The organism is Pseudomonas sp. 05L36 (assembly GCF_056398125.1).
This window is the reverse complement of the sequence record NZ_JBFTOU010000001.1, coordinates 294,562-311,511: the sequence shown is the minus strand read 5'-3', so window position 1 is coordinate 311,511 and position 16,950 is coordinate 294,562. Positions and strand designations below refer to the sequence as shown.

13 protein-coding genes and 3 pseudogenes are annotated in these 16,950 nt (G+C 55.5%); 8 read left to right on the top strand and 8 right to left on the bottom strand.

What is annotated here, in order from left to right:
• Window positions 1-54: 54 nt before the first annotated feature.
• Window positions 55-960, bottom strand: a complete 906-nt coding sequence (gene gcvA / locus AC1DKH_RS01350) for a transcriptional regulator GcvA (protein ID WP_477797262.1) — start codon at window positions 958-960, stop codon at window positions 55-57.
• A 224-nt stretch (window positions 961-1,184) separates the two neighbouring features.
• On the opposite strand from gcvA, the gene AC1DKH_RS01345 reads away from it, so the two are divergent.
• Entirely contained in the window at window positions 1,185-2,471 is a 1,287-nt protein-coding gene (locus AC1DKH_RS01345; protein ID WP_477797183.1) for an OprD family porin, read from the top strand.
• Between the two features lie 77 nt (window positions 2,472-2,548).
• Here the strand turns inward: AC1DKH_RS01345 and AC1DKH_RS01340 are convergent, their stop codons facing one another.
• The gene (locus AC1DKH_RS01340) at window positions 2,549-3,982 is read right to left on the bottom strand and encodes an aldehyde dehydrogenase family protein (RefSeq protein WP_477797182.1); all 1,434 of its coding nucleotides are present in this window, start codon (window positions 3,980-3,982) and stop codon (window positions 2,549-2,551) included.
• Between the two features lie 317 nt (window positions 3,983-4,299).
• Here AC1DKH_RS01340 and AC1DKH_RS01335 point away from each other — a divergent pair, with 317 nt between their 5' ends.
• The 3 genes and pseudogenes from AC1DKH_RS01335 to AC1DKH_RS01325 all read left to right on the top strand — a co-directional run bounded on the left by AC1DKH_RS01335 (window position 4,300) and on the right by AC1DKH_RS01325 (window position 6,913).
• Window positions 4,300-5,643 carry an MFS transporter gene (locus AC1DKH_RS01335; RefSeq protein ID WP_477797181.1) on the top strand — a complete coding sequence of 448 codons (1,344 nt, stop codon included), beginning with the start codon at window positions 4,300-4,302 and terminating at the stop codon, window positions 5,641-5,643.
• Between the two features lie 205 nt (window positions 5,644-5,848).
• Window positions 5,849-6,513, top strand: a pseudogene (locus AC1DKH_RS01330) (hypothetical protein); the annotation flags it as partial.
• 82 nt (window positions 6,514-6,595) lie between these two features.
• Window positions 6,596-6,913 carry a type 2 periplasmic-binding domain-containing protein gene (locus AC1DKH_RS01325; RefSeq protein ID WP_477797180.1) on the top strand — a complete coding sequence of 106 codons (318 nt, stop codon included), beginning with the start codon at window positions 6,596-6,598 and terminating at the stop codon, window positions 6,911-6,913.
• Window positions 6,914-6,984: 71 nt separating this feature from the next.
• On the opposite strand, the gene AC1DKH_RS01320 is transcribed toward AC1DKH_RS01325, so the two are convergent.
• Both AC1DKH_RS01320 and AC1DKH_RS01315 read right to left on the bottom strand, forming a co-directional pair.
• Complete coding sequence (locus tag AC1DKH_RS01320) at window positions 6,985-8,385, bottom strand: MmgE/PrpD family protein (RefSeq protein ID WP_477797179.1); 1,401 nt, start codon at window positions 8,383-8,385, stop codon at window positions 6,985-6,987.
• A 133-nt stretch (window positions 8,386-8,518) separates the two neighbouring features.
• A complete protein-coding gene (locus AC1DKH_RS01315; protein WP_477797178.1) occupies window positions 8,519-8,701 on the bottom strand; it encodes a hypothetical protein in 183 nt (60 codons plus the stop codon).
• A gap of 906 nt (window positions 8,702-9,607) precedes the next feature.
• Between AC1DKH_RS01315 and AC1DKH_RS01310 the strand changes: the two genes are divergently transcribed.
• Window positions 9,608-10,909, top strand: a complete 1,302-nt coding sequence (locus tag AC1DKH_RS01310) for a cation:dicarboxylate symporter family transporter (RefSeq protein WP_477797177.1) — start codon at window positions 9,608-9,610, stop codon at window positions 10,907-10,909.
• Between the two features lie 26 nt (window positions 10,910-10,935).
• On the opposite strand, the pseudogene AC1DKH_RS01305 reads toward AC1DKH_RS01310, so the two are convergent.
• Both AC1DKH_RS01305 and AC1DKH_RS01300 read right to left on the bottom strand, forming a co-directional pair.
• A pseudogene (locus AC1DKH_RS01305) lies at window positions 10,936-11,112 on the bottom strand (IS3 family transposase); the annotation flags it as partial.
• Between the two features lie 301 nt (window positions 11,113-11,413).
• Window positions 11,414-11,700 (bottom strand): annotated as a pseudogene (locus AC1DKH_RS01300) (helix-turn-helix domain-containing protein); the annotation flags it as partial.
• A 231-nt stretch (window positions 11,701-11,931) separates the two neighbouring features.
• Between AC1DKH_RS01300 and AC1DKH_RS01295 the strand changes: the two are divergent.
• A complete protein-coding gene (locus AC1DKH_RS01295) occupies window positions 11,932-12,381 on the top strand; it encodes an IS3 family transposase (protein ID WP_477797176.1) in 450 nt (149 codons plus the stop codon).
• A 215-nt stretch (window positions 12,382-12,596) separates the two neighbouring features.
• On the top strand, window positions 12,597-13,316 hold the full coding sequence (locus tag AC1DKH_RS01290) for a GntR family transcriptional regulator (RefSeq protein ID WP_477797175.1): 720 nt from the start codon (window positions 12,597-12,599) through the stop codon (window positions 13,314-13,316).
• A 78-nt stretch (window positions 13,317-13,394) separates the two neighbouring features.
• On the opposite strand, the gene AC1DKH_RS01285 is transcribed toward AC1DKH_RS01290, so the two are convergent.
• Complete coding sequence (locus tag AC1DKH_RS01285) at window positions 13,395-14,387, bottom strand: HpcH/HpaI aldolase/citrate lyase family protein (protein WP_477797174.1); 993 nt, start codon at window positions 14,385-14,387, stop codon at window positions 13,395-13,397.
• A gap of 11 nt (window positions 14,388-14,398) precedes the next feature.
• Window positions 14,399-15,469: a MaoC family dehydratase gene (locus AC1DKH_RS01280; protein WP_477797173.1), complete on the bottom strand. Its 1,071-nt coding sequence runs from the start codon at window positions 15,467-15,469 to the stop codon at window positions 14,399-14,401.
• A 238-nt stretch (window positions 15,470-15,707) separates the two neighbouring features.
• On the opposite strand from AC1DKH_RS01280, the gene AC1DKH_RS01275 reads away from it, so the two are divergent.
• The gene (locus AC1DKH_RS01275) at window positions 15,708-16,922 is read left to right on the top strand and encodes a CaiB/BaiF CoA transferase family protein (RefSeq protein ID WP_477797172.1); all 1,215 of its coding nucleotides are present in this window, start codon (window positions 15,708-15,710) and stop codon (window positions 16,920-16,922) included.
• Window positions 16,923-16,950 lie beyond the last annotated feature (28 nt).

Here is a 16,950-nt window from a genome sequence, read left to right as displayed (position 1 = left end):
CCGGCGATTACCCCGCGACAAAGGAGTTATTGGCATATTGCGGTTGACAAAAACTCAAGCGCGTTCGCGCGTCAAACGCGCCTGTTCGAGGATCCACTCGCGAAAAACCCGCATGTCATCGCTCTCCTCGCGGTGCCTGGGCGTGAGCAGATAATAGGTATACACGCCCATATCCACAGTCTGCTCGAACGGCCTGATCAGGGTGCCGTCCCTGAGTTCCTTCTCGACCAGGAACAACTGCGCCATGGCAATGCCCTGGCCGCCGGCGGCAGCGGCATAGACCATCGACGAACTCTGGTATGACATGCCGGCAAGCGCATCGACGTCCCGGCTCACACCGCTTGCCTCGAGCCAGTACCGCCAGTCTTCGGGCCTGGCGATCGAGTGCAGCATGGTGTAGTGCGCGATGTCGGCGGGCGCGTTCAGACCCGGGCCGTGCTTCAAAAGGGAAGGGCTGCAGACCGGCGCCAGACGGTTATCGCTCAACGCGTAACAATTGCAATTGGGCCATTCGCCTGCGCCGAGACGGATCGCGGCATCAATGTCTTCCTTGTAGAAATCGACCGGATCGAGCGATGCGGTCAACAACACCTCGATCTTGGGGTGTTCGGCGTGAAAGCTGGCCAGCCTGGGAATCAGCCATTGCATGGCAAACGTGGTGTAGGCGCGCACCTTGATTTGCCGACGCAAGGGCGGCGACATGAGCTTTTTCGTGGCGCCGCGCAAGTCTTCGATCACCCTTGCCACGGCGCGAAAATATTGTTCCCCAGCTGTTGTCAGGGTGATTTGCCGGTGCCCCCTGACGAACAGGTCGAGCCCGAGAAACTCCTCGAGCGTGCGGATCTGGCGACTGACCGCGCCCGGCGTGACATTCAGCTCCTCGGCGGCATGGGTGATGCTCAAATGACGCGCAACGGACTCGAACGCCCGGATGGCATTCAGTGGCGGCAGTCGGTCCATGGTGATCTTCTCTTGTTGTTGGAAGTAACTGTTGTTGGAAATGCGGGCGCGCGGAGTGTATTTAATTGCAATCCGCATCCCAACACTAAAGTGAACGCTTGATAAAAACTCAAGGTGGACGCCCGTTTTAATCGATTGTCGCCTGGGACCTGCGATTTCTACGATCGCCGCGCACGCGCCATTTGGTAGTGCTGCAGACCCGGACAACAATAAGAGATCCACCTATGAAGATCGCTAAAACCCGCCATTGCAAACATTATCCATTGGCCTCTCGACTGGCATTGTGCGGCGCGGCCAGCACCGTGCTTTCGCCGGCTTATGCGGACTTCATCGCCGACAGTAAAACCAGCATGGATTTACGCAACTACTACTTCAATCGCGATTTTCGTCAATCAGGTGCAGCGCAAAGCAAGGCCGAGGAGTGGGCCCAGGGTTTTGTCCTGCGCTTTGAATCCGGCTTTACCCCCGGGGTGATCGGCATAGGCCTGGATGCGTCGGCAATGCTCGGTGTCAAGTTGGACTCGAGTCCGTCCAGAACCGGCACGGGGTTGCTCGTTACCGGTCGTGAACCGGGCAGCCGCGCCCAGGATGAATTCAGCGAACTGGGGCTGACCGCCAAGTTGCGCATGGCGCAAAGCACGCTGAAAGTGGGGACCCTGATGCCCAAACTGCCCGTGGCGATGTACAACGACTCGCGCTTGTTGCCGCAGACCTTTCGTGGTGGCTGGCTCAACAGTGCCGACCTGAATAATACGACCTTCGACCTCGGCCGGTTCGACCGTATCAATTTGCGCAATTCAACCGACAATGAGTCCATGACGGTCTACAAAGGCGTCGCACGCAATATCAGGCTCGGCCGGCATTCAAGCAGTGACCGCTTCGATTTCGGCGGCGTGACCTATCGCTGGACGCCGACGTTGAGCACGGCCTACCACTATGGCGCGCTGGACGGCATCTACCAGCAGCATTACCTGACCCTGAACCACAAGTTGGCGCTCACCGAGCGGCAATCGCTCACGTCCGATATCCGCTGGGCGCGCAGCCTGGAAGAAGGCGGCAGTAATGTCGAAAACTCAGGCCTGGGCGCCATGTTCACCTACAGCGCAATCGGGCATTCCGTAGGCCTTGGCTATCAACGCATGAGTGGGGCCACCGGTTTTGCCAACATCAACGGTACCGACGCGTATCTGATCAACCAGGTACAGATCAATGATTTCGGCAACCAGGACGAACGTTCCTGGCAAATGCGCTACGACTACAATTTTGCAGCTTTGGGCATTCCCGGCCTGACCTTCATGACCCGCTACCTGTCGGGCGATGAAGTGAGTGTGCATAACCGGGCCGAGGCTGGGAAGGAATGGGAGCGTGACACTGAATTGGCGTACGTCATTCAGAGCGGCGCCCTGAAAAACCTTGGCGTGAAATGGAAGAACGCCAGCACCCGCAGCAACTTTTCCAGCGATATCGACGAGAACAGGTTGATTCTCAGCTACACTCTGGCGATCTGGTAAACAGCCGTTTGACACGTGACGAAAAGGGCGCAGCCAATGGCTGCGCCCTTTTCGTGGTTATAGCGAGTGAACAAGGCCTAGAGGCGGATGATCACGGACTTGAGCTGGGTGTAGTGAGAGAGGGCGTCGACGCCTTGCTCGCGACCATAGCCACTTTGCTTGAAGCCACCACAGGGCGTCTGGACGAAACCGCCACTGTACTCGTTGACGACGATCCGGCCGGCCTCCAGCTGGGCGGCAACCCGATGGACCCGGCCGATGTCACGGCTCCAGATGCCGGCACCCAGACCGAACTCGCTGTCGTTGGCGATACGCAGCGCATCGGCTTCGTCCTTGAAGGGAATGACGCAGACGATAGGCCCGAAGATCTCCTCGCGCGCCAGGGTCATGTCATTGGTCACGCCGGTGTAGACCGTCGGTTCGATGTACCAACCATTCTCATAGCCAGGTCGCGAGGCCACCTTGCCGCCGATTGCCGGCTTCAGGCCCTCACGCTCGGCGATGGCAAAGTAGCTCTGGATCTTTTCGAACTGCGCATGAGTGGTGATGGGCCCGGACGTCGCGTCATCCTCGGGGCCGACGCGCAGCGCGGCAACCTCGGCAATCAGCTTGTCGACGAAGCGGTCGTGGATGTTCTCCTGGACCAGCAACCGCGTGCCTGCCGCGCACCATTGGCCGCTGTTCCACGTAAATGCCTTGGTCGATCCCTTCGCTGCAGCATCGAGGTCGGCGTCGTCGAACACGATGTTGGCGGACTTGCCACCCAGTTCGAGGGTCAGCGGCAGGATGCGCTCGGCGGCGATGTGCCCCAGTTCCTGGCCTGCGCGCAGCCCGCCAGTGAAGGAGATCTTGCGGATGTGCGGGTTGTGCGCCATCGCGGGGCCAATAACACTGCCTTTACCCACAATCACGTTGAAGACACCGGCAGGCACCCCGGCTTGCACGGCAATGCGCGCCAGTTCCACCAGTGAGGCAGAGGTGTGTTCGGAGGGTTTGGCCACCACGGTATTACCGGTGGCCAGGGCTGGCGCGATAGCACGCGCTGCCTGATGGAGCGGGGCGTTCCAGGGCAGGATGACGCCAATCACGCCAAAGGGATCGCGGCGTGTATAGATGTGATAGTCAGGGCCCTGGTTGATGACATCCCCGTCCATGACGTTGACGATGCCACCATAAAACTCGAAGTACTGGGCGGTCAGGTCCATCAGTGCCGGCATCTCGCTGCCGGGTTTGCCGGTATCGGCTTTTTCCAGCGCGCCCAGGGTGCTTTCGCTTTGACGGATGATGCGCCCGAACTCGTTGAGGATGCGCCCACGCTCAGCGGGGCGCATGTCGCGCCAGCCTTGCAGCGCCGAGGCTGCCGACTCGATTGCTAGCGCCACATCCTTCGGCCCGCTGTTGGCGATTTCGCTGATCTTGGCGCCGGTGCGTGGATCGATCTTGTCGACATACTGCCCGTCAGCCGGCTCCAGGGAACGGCCATCGACGAAACTATTAACTTTTACAAACATGTATGTGTCTCCTCTAGAACTGCAGAACTGCCGTGAGGCTCACCTTTATTGTTTAAAACTCCATGTGCGAATACCTATTACATCCAGCGGGTCAATATTGATCAACTGAGTTATATGACGTCAGTCGTTGAGAAAATATCAAGCGATTACAAACCGTTTTGCATTAATCAATAGAACCCTATGCATTGATATTTAATCAACGATACAAGGCGAAAATGTCGATTCACCGAGGCGTGGCTAAACTGCAATATACCCCTTAGCAAGACACCGGCCGCGACTAAAGGTCAATAATAATAGCGCCTACGGGAGCAGTTGAAATGAATAACGACAACAGTTTAATGAGTGCGCTTGCGCCGGAGTCCGCATCTGGCGCGAGCGCGAGTGTTCAAGGCCGACAGCTGACCTATAGCGAGAAAAAGGCAATTGTCGCCGCGACGCTTGGAACCATCGTCGAATATACCGACTGGGTTATTTACGCCACGTTTTCTTCGATCCTTGCCCGGCAGTTCTTCCCTGCCGGGGACGGCCTTACCGGCTTGTTGTCGGTACTGGCAATCTTTGCCGTCGGCTTCATCATGCGGCCGATCGGTGGTGCGATTCTCGGTCAGGTAGCCGATCGTTACGGTCGCAAAAAAGGCCTGACGCTCTCTATTCTGCTGATGTCGCTGGCCTCGTTGGTCATCGGCCTTTGCCCCAACTATGACAGCATCGGTATCGCCGCACCGATCATTCTGGTGTTCGCACGCCTGGTCCAGGGGTTTTCCGCCGGCGGTGAATTCGGATCCGCCTCGGCGTTCTTGATCGAGTCGGCACCTGCGCATCGCCGCGCATTCGCCGGTTCTTGGCAATGGTTCGCGATCAATGCTGGGACAATGGTGTCGTTCCTACTGGGCTTTGGTTTAGCATCGATCGGCAGCGACGCCGCGTTGAACGACTGGGGCTGGCGCGTTGCCTTTGTCATCGCCGCGCTGATGGGGCTGGTGGCTCTGTGGATCCGCCTATCGGTCCGCGAGACTGAAATCTTCAAGGCGCGCGCCGCGAGCAACGTCAAGAAACGTCCTCTGCGTGAACTGTTTGTCAGCCACCGAAAAGATGCGATGCGGGTGGTAGGCATCGCCATGGCCGGCAATCTGCTGAACTATGTGTGGATGGTGAGCTATCCCTCACAGGTCCACCTGATCACCGGTATGTCGATCCGCGACACGCTGCTGGCAGGCGTGATCTCGGTAGGCGTGTCACTGGTGCTGCTGCCCTTTGCCGGGAAACTTGCCGACCGTGTCGGTCGCCGGCCAGTGCTGATTGCATTTGCCGTCGCATCGGTGCTGTGGGCGTGGCCAAGCTTCGGTCTGCTGCATGCAGGCATCAGCCTGACCGAAGTGACTATCCTGCAGACCATTTCCATGGTCATCATGACCGGCTTCGGCGCAGCCTCTGCAGTGACCATGGCGGAACAATTCCCCGCTGAAGTTCGCGTGACGGGTATCGCCTTGCCTTACGCATTGTCTGTGACGTTGTTTGGTGGAACCGCGCCGTATCTTATGGCCTCGATGGCCGGCTGGGGGTATGGGCACCTGTTCTGGATCTACCTGGCGGTGATCAGCGCCATCAGTGCCGTCGTCTATCTGCGCATGCCTGAAACCAAGGGCCTGCCATTGCGCTGATTATTTATGCCTGTTGAGTTTGTCTAATCCTGCAATAGGTTTACACCTGTTTCACCCCAACGCCCGATACACCGCATCGGGCGTTTTGTATTTCAGCGATAGATGAGGTCGTTCGCTGTTATCGCCCCCGGTGCCAGGATAGTTGTCGCCTTTCCGTCTTTTCCTAAAAAAGCATGTCGGGGCGGAAAGAGACTGATCATGCCGTAGTGAATATCGCAGGCGAAAAGGCCTTTATCTCGAACACATCAACGCCTGGCGCCAAGCCTGTATCACTGGCCAGCAGACCACTCAGGTCCAGCAAAAGGTCGACCGCGAACAAACGAGCAAGGATAAGAAACGTATCCAGGAACTTGAGCGCGAACTGCGCTGCAAAGATAAGGCGCTCGCTGAAACAGCCGCGTTGTCGGTGCTGCGAAAAAAGCTCAACGATTACTGTGGGACCGACAACAAGGACAGCTAACGTCTTTGCCGCAACGGCAGTTACTCGTGATGTGGTTGACCGAAGCCATTGCCACAGGGGCCAGGAAAATCAGGGCTTGCCAGGAAGTCGGTCTATCGCTGCGGACCTTGCAACGCTGGACCGAGTCTCGGATCGTTCGGGCCGATACTCGAACGACACGGGTTTGGGTGAGGGATTTTATACCCTGGTATAACAATGAGCACCGGCATAGCCGTATCCGCTTTGTAACACCGGCTGAGCGGCATCAAGGGTTGGACTATCAGATCCTGGCCCGCCGGCATGAGTTGTATGAGCGAGCCAAGCAGAAAACCCCGGAACGTGGGTCAGGTCAGACGCGTAACTGGGAGCCGATAGGTACTGTGTTGCTGAATCCAGACCGGGAGCAGCATCTCGACAAAAGAGCGGCATAGTTAGACGATTGACGCGACAACTATCTTGAAAAACGCCGGGAGCATCCGCCTGTAGACTCCCGGAGACATCGCTCACTACATCATGCTGCATTCCATCGCCCGTCTAGATGACTGGAATTACCGGTTGGAAGCCAACGCTGGCACAGGCCATGTCGATGCTCGCGCAGGCATGACCTATAGAGTTCAACCATATTCCACGGTCTACTCCACCGCAGCCGGGCGGAGGCGTGACCATGGCGCCGTTGTTTCTAGCAAAGAGGAGCTGAAGAACGGCAGCTTTATCTACATCTACCCTTTTGAACAGACCGTGGACATGGTCAGCTACACCTATTGCATGCTGGTCACCAAACACCGAGAGGAAAACATCGACGCGTGCATCTCTCGCGAATGGATCGTCTAGCAAACCCGCCTGTGGTTTGATCATTGATCGAATATGAACAGTGCACTCAATCGAGACAGAATCGTTTTCAACTAACGCGCGTGCCTTACCGTCAGGCGTGCCAGTTCGCCAACGTCAGCCAGGGACTCCAACCTCGCAACAGTCCGCTCCAGCTCTGCAATCGTGGATCGGGGGAGATGCCCTTCGCATAGCGCCCGGAACTTTTTCGTTAGCCGGTTTTGCTGGGCATCGAGCCCTGTTGCCGGACGGCTCGAGTCATGCCGCCGCTCTAGTTCGCGTCCGTCTCGCAATTTGATCCTCACCACAGTCTCCGGCACTCGCAATGCCGGATCCAGAATCACTCGCGCCGACTCTTGCAAAGCCAGAACCTGCGGATCCGCCACGTTTTGATCATTGAATGCACTTGGGTCCGCGGTGGGTTTGCCGAGTATGGCCATCGCTACCGTGTGTCTGAGGCTAAACTTGGCCTGCAGCGGCGTTGTAGGCGAAGCAATATTACAGATGTCGTCGCAATGCGGATTGACGCAAATATCTATCGCCACGATATCGGAAACCTTCAAATCCTCAGTGCGAACGAGATATAGGGCACTTTCAATGGCCGAATGAGTCTCGTAGCAGGAATTGTGATATTTGAAAAGATTGGTCTCCAGATGGTAGCCATAGGCGGGCGCTGCATCCGTGGTCTCCACACCAAAGTCGGCTACATAACGGGGTGGCCTCAGAGCGGAATGCACAGCCATGTCGGTCGAGTGCGTCCGGGCGAACCCGAGGCGGTGACCTATCATATTCTCGGGTACATCTACTCCCCTCTGAGCCAATCTCGCGGCCACAAGACCGCCACGTGCAGCCTCTCCAACCTGCAGCGGCTTGCATGAAGACCCGAATGCTGCTTTTAACCCTGCTGCACGAGTTGACGCAATTCCCAAGGCCCGAGCGGTCGTGTACGCGTCGAGGCCTAGTAAGCGCGAGGCCGCGGCAGCAGCCCCAAAACAGCCCATCGTCGCGGTCGCATGAAAGCCGCTCGAATAATGATTGGGTGCGACCAACTGACCGACCCGGCAGGAAATTTCATAGCCCGCAATAAACGCCTCCAATAGCTGTGCGCCGCTGGCATGGATTTCTTCACCGAGCGCTAGCGCCGCAGCAAGCACTGGCGCGGCTGCATGGCCAGGAACGGAAAAATTGACGTCATCGTAGTCAAGCGCATGCGAAGCCGTGCCATTCACCACCGCTGCAGCAGAAGCGGGAAGACGATCTATGCGACCTATGAGCGTGCAGCGAGGATGACCTCCCTCCGACACCATGAACCCAGCAAGCGTATCCGTAACTGATTCATCGGCGCCGGCCACGGTGACGCCCAGCCAGTCAAGCACAGCTTGGCGAGCAATGCTCAGCACCGGCGGGGGAATATCCTCTAACCGGATGCTGACTGCTAACGACGCCAACTCAAAGGTGATGTTCTCGTTTTTCATTTCCATAACGTCCTCAACCGGAATGTAAGTTTTCTCTTTTGACCATCTCTCCCGAGAACGTAATCTCATCCTTGATGAATTGATTAAACTCGGGTCGTGTTATCGGTAACCGCTTTATTCCGCTCCCCGCGTATTACTGTGTCACCTGAGAGAATTGCTTTGCGTGGGAGATCTGCGCGCAGAGTTTTTCGACGATGGTTGCCGGCGTTCCGGTCGGAACTAAAGCCCCAACTGCCGCTTCAGGCAAGCCGAACGCGGCTTTCGCTGAGGCGAAAGGTTGCGCACCGCGCTCGTGAATGAAGCGAGTGACGCGCATGGCATAAACCTACGGTAGGCCCGCTGTGGCAAACAAGTCAGTCAAGGGGGACATTGCCATGTATGGGAGTGATAAGTCGTTCATGTGACTTCCTATTGTTATCTCCACCAGCAGCGGATCGTTTCAGGAATGGTCAAACATGACTCAAGTCAGCTCAAGCAATATAAAGACCCGGCTCGCTTGATAAAAAATCAATGGGGAAATTTTCCTAGCCCCACGAAAAAGCCGGGGGCGGACTTATCAAACCCTGGCTTTTGTCTCGTACGGGATTAATTCAACGCAGTGGCTAGCCCTTTGCTCGCCGGCATTCTTATGTAGCCAACACAGCCAGTGCATTTTTTAAGGAAACTCTGAAAAAGACTTCCATCTCTAGTGGAATACCGGGTTACCTCTGGGGGGGCAACGGCCCCATCGGCCGAATGCTTGATTTTTCCTCAACCATAAAAGGCAAAAAACTCAGTTGTATGCTGCCTCGGTTACTTCTGTAATGGACTCATCACCCGGCCATTTCGGCCTTTATCGCTACCGCCAGAGATAAAGAAGTGTGATACGACGGCTACGGCCGCCCATGACAAGTGTCAGGAGAAAGACGAGCATGTTCGATAAAGTGAATAGCTACGTCCATGGACGATTTGTAGAACCTGTAAAAGGTCTGTTCGTAGACAAGATCGACCCGCGTAATAGACACAAGCTTAACGACGTCGCCAGCAGTCGTCCGCAAGACGTCAAATTGGCCATCGCGTCCGCCTTCTCCACACTGAAGACTACCTGTGGCTAGCGTCGCAGATGGTAGATCTCGCGATCGACCCGGCATCGTCCCTCGCTGACCCCAATGGTCAAGCGAAGCCAGCACGGCTATACCCTTTGTAATTACTCGCCAATAACAACAACAACGAGACCTCAGACATGTCCACTAAAGAGAAAAAGCCTTTTTATAAAGACCTGACATTTCAGGTCGTCGCCGCCATGGGTTTGGGCATCGCCTTCGGTTTCCTCGCGCCGGAACTAGCGATTAAGTTCAAAATCTTCGGCGACATCTTTCTCAAACTAATCAAAACCGCCGTTGCTCCCTTGGTGTTTTTTACGGTGGTACATGGCATCGTCTCAGCCGGTGATATCAAACAGGTCGGCAAAATAGGCGTGCGGGCGATGATCTATTTCGAGGTGGTTTCCAGCATCGCATTAGTCATAGGCCTACTGTGGGGCAACTTGCTTAATATCGGCGCCAGCATGCATAACGCCCATCCCAGCAGTGCTGCTACAGCGGCGGCCAATACCGCTGTAGCCAAAGGCCACGCCCCAACATCGACCATGGACCTTATCTACGGAATTTTTCCGGACAACTTCGTGGGTGCATTCTCCAGCGGCCAAATGCTCCAGGTGCTGGTAGTCTCAGTGCTGTTTGGCTTTGCCCTTCTGGTCCTAAAACCGGAACGTCGTAACGTCATTGAAGAAGGATTGAATCGCGTCTCCGAATGCTTCTTCGAATTCATCAACCTGATCATGAAGCTTGCTCCACTCGGCGCCTTCGGTTCCGTGGCCTATGCCGTCGGCAGTAACGGCAGCGCGGTGCTGATGTCACTGGCTAATCTGGTGCTTATGTTCTACGTCGTTATCGCCTTCTTTATCTTCGTAATTCTGGGTGCGGTATGCCGTCTGTCCGGGTTCAGCCTGTGGCGATTTCTGAAGTACATCAAGGACGAGATTCTGATCGTTCTGGGTACAGCCTCGTCGGAAAGTGTCCTGCCGAGCCTGCTGAAAAAGCTCGAAAAGTTCGGCTGTTCCAAGCAGAGCGTCGGTTTGGTGCTGCCCACGGGATACGCCTTTAACCTCGATGGCACCTCGATCTATATGTCGCTGTGCCTGCTGTTCATTGCCAATGCCTATGGTGTGCCGCTCAGCTGGGACCAGCAGCTGGGGATTCTCGCGATCATGCTGGTGACATCCAAAGGAGCGGCGACGGTTTCTGGCGGTAGCTTTGTAGTCTTCGCCGCAACCGTGAGCGCCATCGGCGTATTGCCGGTCGAGGGCCTGGCCCTGATTTTTGGGGTGTATCGGTTTATGTCCATGGCTATCGCGATCTGCAATACCATCGGCAATAGCGTGGCTACGGTAGTGGTGTCCAGATGGGTAGGGGAGTTTTCCGAACAGGCGGCGCAGGTCGAATATGAACGCACCCTTGGCCGTACACCCAACGCAGCACTTTAACTCACTTCCAAGCGGGCCAGCGTGACTCACGTTACCGATTCGGAGCAACATTGATGTCCGACATATGAATTGGCGTGACGCTTTTCAAACTCGACCGGCGACAGCTGATTGTTGAAGCCATTACGCCGTTTGGGGCTATAAAACATCTCGATGTAGTCGAACACATCGCTATGACCATGTTGTCGCGTTGTGTAAGTTTTTCGCTGGGCTTTGAATGTCTTGGTGAAGGAACGTTGTTTTGGCTGCATGAAAGATCCGCTTAAACCGGCAGACATGGCGTCCACTTAAATTAAGTGCACACCATGTCGAGGCTTAACGGGGGTGAACAGATGGGTTGGCCGCTCCCTTACGCTTCTGGGTTGTTGCGATAGTGTTTACCTACGACATCATTCTGACCATGGAGTGCAGAGAGTCGCTGTCAAGATTCTTGATACCGCTCGCTGCATGAACTGCGTGCAGGTGCGACACAAGTCTCTGGAGGCGAACTTGGGAATCGTCTTACAGCGTAACTTCATGGCTCACTGTTGAGGGTGAGCGGTTTAATTGGCCTGCGATGTAGCGAATGGAATGACCGATCGCCATTCCCCTGGAGATCTCTTCACGTTCGCCCAACGTCAAAGCAAGTCGAGAGCGATGCCTGATTTGCGGGGAAATCCCCCCATTACGAGCCAGTAATGTATGGATAGTGCCTGCCGGTTTTTGAATGGCCAGCGCAATTTTGCTGAGGGTCACAACTTCCAAAGCTCTGATTTCTGCTCAGCAGAAGATCCATGTGCACCACTGCGTGCCATTTTTTACTGTGCCCCAATCAACGAGCGGAAAGTGTACGTTGCGTTGACCGGTTGAGCGCGCTACCACCTTCTTTGCTCGCGAGCTGAAGTGACGTATCGCCTGGTTCGGCAGCTCCAACAGAAGGCTTTTTCGGTCGCGCATGTCTGTCGTTACTGAGCATCAGTCGATCCGCTTTCTACGAGGCCGAGAAGCGTGCTGAAGCGCCTGTTCAGCAAAGTTGTCCTGTCGTTGTGCAACTCAAAGCGTCGTTTGCCGCGAGTGGCGGTTGCTACGGCAGTCGCCCGTTGCGTGAGGCTTTGCGGGCCAAGGGCATGGACATAGACCTTTATAAAATCCGCCGTTTGATGCGTGCCAACGGCCTGCGTTTGGCCTGGAAGTGTAAGTTTGTGCACACGACAGATAGCAAACATGACCTGCCGATTGCCGAGAAATGCCGGCGGAGTTGGTGGGTAGCGCGATGCAACTGGCCATTGCTCAGCACCCAACCGCCACCAGGCCTGATCGCGCACTCGGATCGCGGCAGCCCTAACCACTCCGAAGCTGTACGCGACATTACTGAATACATCGTTGGGTTTTACACCAACGAACGGCTGCACTCGAAACTGGGATATCTGCCACCGACCGTTTACGAGCGGGCGATGGCGTCGAAATCACCTATCGAGGTGTCCGGAATTAGTTGACCACTGCAACCTTCCTGTGTGAGAACATGTAGCCTAGCGCGAACCCGTGTCGGCGCAATGCAATCACGGGGGCGCGTGCTGTGGGCGCGGGACTGGAAGGGTAAGTTATGTGTTGGGCGTAATCAGGTCGAGATGCAGGTGCGTGGACGGCGGCTTTCCGGGAGCGTGAGTAAGTGGGTGCAAAGGGTGTGAGTGGGACTCAAACAAAAAGGTACATGGACGTTGCCAACTCGCTGATGGCTGAAATAGTGAATGGGCGCTATGTCGTGGGCACGTTGCTTCCGACGGAACATGAACTCGCTACGCGCTATGCAGTGAGTCGCCAGACCGTCAGGGCCGCGTTATCGATACTCAAGGAAAAGGGTTATATCTCACGTAAGAAGGCGGTGGGTAGCCGAGTAGAATCGGCAAGCCCCGCGGCGATGTACTCGCAGTCGGTCAACACGATCGAAGACCTGATCCAGGTCGCGGTGTCTGAGGTCAGGAGTCTGGAAAGTGTCACTGGTATCAAACTGGACAAGGCGATGGCCAGACAGCTTGAGGCGCCAGTGGCCTCGGAATGGCTGCGCCTCACGGGCCCGCGGATTGATGCCAGGAACAAGCAGCCCAGCTGCTGGGCCAATATCTACATAAACACCGTGTATGAAGCCGCCCTGGAAAGCATCAGGCAACAGCCGCAGATAATGATTAGCGATATTCTCGAAAGCGTCTGCGGGGTCACCATATCCGAAGTGCGGCAGACCGTGTTCGGCGTGCTTATCGATCGTGAGATGGCCCTGCGCTTGAATGTCGAAGAGAACTCGGCTGGGTTGCGAATCCTGAGGCACTACCGAGATGAACAAGGTCAGATCGTTGAACTAACCGAGACCCTCTATCCCGCTTGGCGCATCAGTGTCTCAACTCATCTTAAACGCGTGAGCAGCGGGGCTGGATAGTGGCAGCGCTATAACAGCTACTCAGTGTTATGGCGCTGCGCATAGTGCTGAATGCGCCAACTTGGTTGACGCTATGGCTTACGAATAGAAGTTTTTCAGGGCCTTCTCAGGAACCGCCATGCCGGTTGCTTTGGCTTGCTCCAGAATACTCCAGAAGTACCGGTAGGTAGCCCTGTCGTGCAGTTCGCCTTTGTACTGGATCGGCCCCCAGTCTGCCTCTTGAGCGGCACTGAGAATTTCCGTGGCGTCCTCTATTTCTTCGAAAGCAGGCCGCATGGCGTTTACGATCGCGCCGATCTGGGCGGGGTGGATGCTCCACATGCGCTGGAAGCCAAATTCCCGTTTCGCCCTAGAGGCGTCAGCGCTAATGACGTCGGTGTCTTTCAAGTTCAGGCACACGTTGTGCGCCGGAACGACCCCGTTAGCGATGGCGGCTGCGACCATTTCCGTCTTGGCCCTGACAATGAGCGGGTGCTGGAATTGATCCGGGCTGCGCATGGCTGAGGCTGCAATAGCACCTTGGTGGGCGCTGACAAAATCCATCTGGCCAAAGTCCAAGACTTCGATGTTCGGCAAACTGGCGATCTCGAACACTTCTTTCAGTGCGCCATGAGTTTCCACCAATACATGAATGGGAATCTGACGATCGACACCGACACGTGCAGCGGTTGCCTGAACGTAGTTGGACATTTCCACGACTTGCGCGGCGGTCGTGGCTTTCGGCAGAGTCACGTAGGCCAAGCGAGCCGCGGTTTGGCCTACCACGATATCAATATCGCGCTTCCAAAACGGATGGGTGTAGTCGTGAATGCGGACGCCTAGTTTGCCGTAGACGTTGTTTTGCGAGTTGATCAGTCGAGTCACCATTTGAGCGTGGGCTTCTTCGTCCCCGGCCGCTGCACCGTCTTCGCAATCACAGGTAATGTCAAAAATAGGCCCGTTCTGTGATTGCAGTTCCATGGCTTTGTTTATGAGTTTTTCACTGCCCGCAAAGTGCTCGCAAGCTGATAGCGTAGGGAACGGCTTTTCCCCGTCAAAGAGGGCTTCGCGAGGATGTACCTTATTGCTCATGATGTCGCACCTTATTGATTGGTTTTTTTAGGGATTGCAATGACATAGTCGAGATCAAGAACGATCTCGGGCTGATACACGATTTGGCTTTCAGTGGGGCTTGGGAAAGTAATCTTGCTGGCTGATCCGAGGTTTTTCGCACCAAGCAAGCGCAGCCGCAGTGCCCCGATGTGCTCATGCGCAAGGTCGATTTTCTCGATCACTTGCGTGGTGCATACGAGTGTGTCTCCGGCGAAGGTTGGCGCCACATGGGTGCCGCTGTTCATGGCCAGGATGGCAACGGCGTTCTCTATTCCGTCATATGAAATCGCTTTGCACAGCGAGATCACGTGGCCGCCATACACCAACCGCTGTTTCGCATCAGTCGAGGCCATCATGTAGCCGTCGAAGTGGGCTCTCGCGGTGTTCTGGTAAAGGCGTGTGACTGTGCTGTGGTCGCTGTTGTTGATGGTCATGCCGCTGAGATGGTCGATGCGCTCACCAACCTCGTAGTCTTCCCAGAAATAGGTTGATCCGGTGGCCTTAAACATGGTATCGGCAGCAGCGCCCGCGTTGAGCGGCAGGTAGTGCTGCACGGCAACGGCGGCAGGTAGTTCCGGAGTGATGTTGATCCCAGTGATTTCGCCTTTATTTCTTTTATGGATCATCACCCAGCGCACCCAGGTCAGCACCTCTTCATCGCGTTGATTAACGGCAACCGACCGGGTGTAGACAATCCCGGTTTTGCCATTAGAGGTTTCGCGCAGCCCAATCACATCGCTGGTCACTGAAAGAGTGTCCCCGGCATAGACCGTTTGAACAAAACGGACATCGGCGTAGCCAAGGTTGGCGATGGCATTTAGCGAGATATCAGGCACGGTCTTGCCGAAAGCAATGTTGAAGAGCAGAAAGGCTTCCATTGGCCGTTTTTCATAGCCCAGGCGATGACTGACGGTCTCTGCGCTGCCAATTGCGTCTCGGCTTCCAGTCAAGCCGATATAAAGACTCCTGTCTCCCTCAGTTAACGTCCGGGGGGTGGGGTGCCGTATCCGCATTCCAATGTGAAAATCTTCAAAAAAGTTGCCTAGCCGTACCTTGCTCATCGTTACCTCGCTTTGCTGACACCATAAATGTACGTACATTCTATTCGTCAAAAAAAAGAACCGTCAATCGGCGTTTTTGACTTTATTCGATCGTTTTTGCTTTTTTTAATAACTAAACGCTCTATATACTGCATATTATTTTTTATTTTCAAGCAGTAATGTACGCACATAAATTATGTGGCGCGAAACTGGTTTCCAGCATTTCTCGTTTGAGAGTCCCTCCTGAAGAGATATCACTATGTCTGCCAAATCCCTGGACGATGTTGTTGTCATAGACTTGACCCAAATGCTTGCAGGCCCTTTCGGGACTCAGATCCTCGCGGATCATGGGGCGAAGGTTATTAAGATCGAAACGTTCGACGGCGATGGCACACGCAAAATAGGTCCATTCATGGCCGACGACAGCATTCGCGAGTTTGGCGGGTACTTTCAGAGTGTTAACCGCAATAAGTATTCGATCGCGCTCAACCTCAAGACGGAGAAGGGGAAGTCGGTTTTCCGAGAGCTTGTTAAAACAGCCGACGTCGTGGTGGAGAATTTCAGGTCTGGGGTGATGGACAGGCTCGGACTCTCATACGAGTCTCTGCGCGCATTGAACCCCAAGTTGGTCTATGGCGCGGTGCGTGGCTTCGGTGACCCGCGTAGCGGTGTGAGCCCCTACAGTGACTGGCCGTCCTATGATGTTGTCTCCCAAGCGATGGGTGGCATCATGGGCATCACCGGCCTGGATGAAAACAGCCCAACCAAAATCGGCCCTGGCGTCGGTGACACGATTCCGGCGTTGATGCTGACCATCGGCTTGTTAAGTGCAATTCACTATGCACGCAGGACAGGGGAAGGGCAGTTCGTTGATGTGGCAATGACCGATGCGGTGCTGTCGGTGTGTGAGCGCATCATTTATCAAAAATCGTACGAGAATCGAAGCCCTGTCCCGGAAGGTAATCGGCACCCCCTGTTGTGCCCGTTTGGGTTGTTTAGGGCTAATGACGGGTGGGTCTCTATTGCCTGTGCTCACGATGAATTCTGGGTGAAACTGTCAACCGCTATCGGGTGTCCGGAGCTGTCGATGCACCCTGATTTTTCGACCAATGCGGTGCGCCTGACCAATGTTGACAAGGTCATTGATGTCATCGAAAGCTTCACTCGCACCCGTTCTAAAGCGCAGATCAAGGACTGTCTGGGTGGGGTGGTGCCGTTTGGCCCGGTGTACACGGCCAATGATATTTATGCCGATCCTCATTATGCGATTCGAGAAATGATAGTTGATGTGGAGCAGCCAAACTCGACTATCCCCTCTCGCATCGCGGGGGTGCCTATCAAGCTTAGTTTGACCCCCGGCGAGGTCAGCCGGCGGGCGCCTCGGCTTGGCGAACATACGGACGAGGTGCTGGGTTCGCTCGGCCTGGATGAGGGCGCGGTCAACCAGCTGCGCGCCGAAGGTGTCGTCAGATGAAGCGCCGGGGCTAACCGGCTCCATCGCG